Origin of the sequence: Actinosynnema sp. NPDC059797 (assembly GCF_042732085.1) — a bacterium.
In the GTDB taxonomy this organism is placed as follows: domain Bacteria; phylum Actinomycetota; class Actinomycetes; order Mycobacteriales; family Pseudonocardiaceae; genus Actinosynnema.
Map to the genome: position 1 here is coordinate 1 of NZ_JBHWIE010000721.1, position 1506 is coordinate 1506.

Below are 1506 nucleotides of genomic sequence, written 5' to 3' on the forward strand. Positions count from 1 at the left end.
CCGATCGGGTTCGCCCACCTGGCCGCCACCACCCCGGAGGAACGCCTCGGGCAGACCCTGGGCTCCGCCGAGGTCGGCCGCGAACTCGGCGACGCCGGCGGTCCGCTGCTCGTCGGCGCGCTCGCCGCCGCCACCACGCTCGGCGTCGGCCTGCTCGGTCTCGCCGCCCTGCTGGCCTGCACCGCTGCGGTGGTCGCGCTCACCGCCCGGCCGCGGGGCCGGTGAACCCCGCCGGGCGGGTCAGGCCGGGTCGGCGACCGCCCTGGCGACCTGGTCGCGCCACCCGGCCTCCAGCCGCTCCAGGGTGAAACCCGGTTGCGTCAGCAGGTGGTCGACCAGCGCGGTGTCCAGGGCCGCCAGCAGCACGTGGGCGGTCAGCTCCGCGTCCGCCGCCGTGCCGGCCTGCCGCAGCAGCACCGCCACGTGGGTCAGGCGCAGCCGGTACGGGGGCACGGTGAAGCGGCGCAGCGGCGCGGGGTCGGCGGCCAGGTACATGTCCAGGTGGGCGCGCTCGTGGCGCATCACGGCCGGTCCGAAGGCCAGCAGGCGCGCGTCGGGGTCGGCGCCGGGCCCCAGCGGCGGCGGGCCGCCGAGGAACGCCTCCTGCAACCGCCGCTCGTGGTGGTCGAGCAGGGCCAGCAGCAGGCCGGCGCGGTCGCCGAAGCGCCGTGACACCGTGCCCTTGCCGACCGAGGCCGCGGCGGCGACGGCCTCCATGGTGAGGTTCGCCGCGCCGTGCTCCGCCGCCAGCCTGGCCGCGGCCTCCAGCAGCCGGGCCCGGTTGCGCGCCGCGTCGGCCCGCAGGCGCGGCCCGGGGTTGAGCACCGGCAGCGGGCCGCGGGTGCCGGACCCGTCGCCGGGTTCCGGTGGCGGCGACGTGGCGTCGATCACGTCCGCAGCCTAGCCGGAAGAGAAGCGGACCGTGGTCCGTTTATGCCGGGTGCAGCGTTCGACCGCACCCACATGGGGGTTCAACATGACCGTCCACATCCTCGCGCTCGTCGGCAGCCTCCGCGCCGGCTCGCACAACCGCCAGCTCGCCGAGACCGCTGTCCGGCTCGCTCCCGAGGGCGTGGAGATCGAGGTGTACGAGGGGCTCGCCGACGTGCCCTTCTACAACGAGGACATCGACGTCGAGGACGTCGTGCCCGCCGCCGCGACCAGCCTGCGCGAGGCGACCCGCCGCGCCGACGCCGTGCTGCTGTTCTCCCCGGAGTACAACGGCACCATCCCGGCCGTGCTGAAGAACGCCATCGACTGGCTGTCCCGGCCCTTCGGCGCGGGTGCCCTGAAGGGCAAGCCGGTGGCCGTGATCGGCACCGCGTTCGGCCAGTACGGCGGCGTGTGGGCGCAGGACGAGGCGCGCAAGGCCGCGGGCATCGCGGGCGGCGTCGTGCTCGACGACGTGACCCTGTCGGTGCCGGGCTCGGTCACCCGCTTCGCCGAGACCCACCCGGCCGACGACCCCGAGGTCACCACCAAGCTCAGCGAGGTGCTGGCCGGCCT

2 protein-coding genes and 1 pseudogene are annotated in these 1506 nt (G+C 76.1%); 2 read left to right on the forward strand and 1 reads right to left on the reverse strand.

The annotated features are described in order from the left end of the window. Positions 1-225 (forward strand): annotated as a pseudogene (locus ACFV4N_RS43665) (MFS transporter); the annotation flags it as partial. A gap of 15 nt (positions 226-240) precedes the next feature. Here ACFV4N_RS43665 and ACFV4N_RS43670 read toward each other — a convergent pair. Beyond that, on the reverse strand, positions 241-891 hold the full coding sequence (locus ACFV4N_RS43670; RefSeq protein ID WP_499678589.1) for a TetR/AcrR family transcriptional regulator: 651 nt from the start codon (positions 889-891) through the stop codon (positions 241-243). Positions 892-976: 85 nt separating this feature from the next. Here ACFV4N_RS43670 and ACFV4N_RS43675 point away from each other — a divergent pair. Next, the coding region (locus tag ACFV4N_RS43675) for an NADPH-dependent FMN reductase (RefSeq protein WP_499678590.1) at positions 977-1506 on the forward strand (530 nt) is incomplete at its 3' end.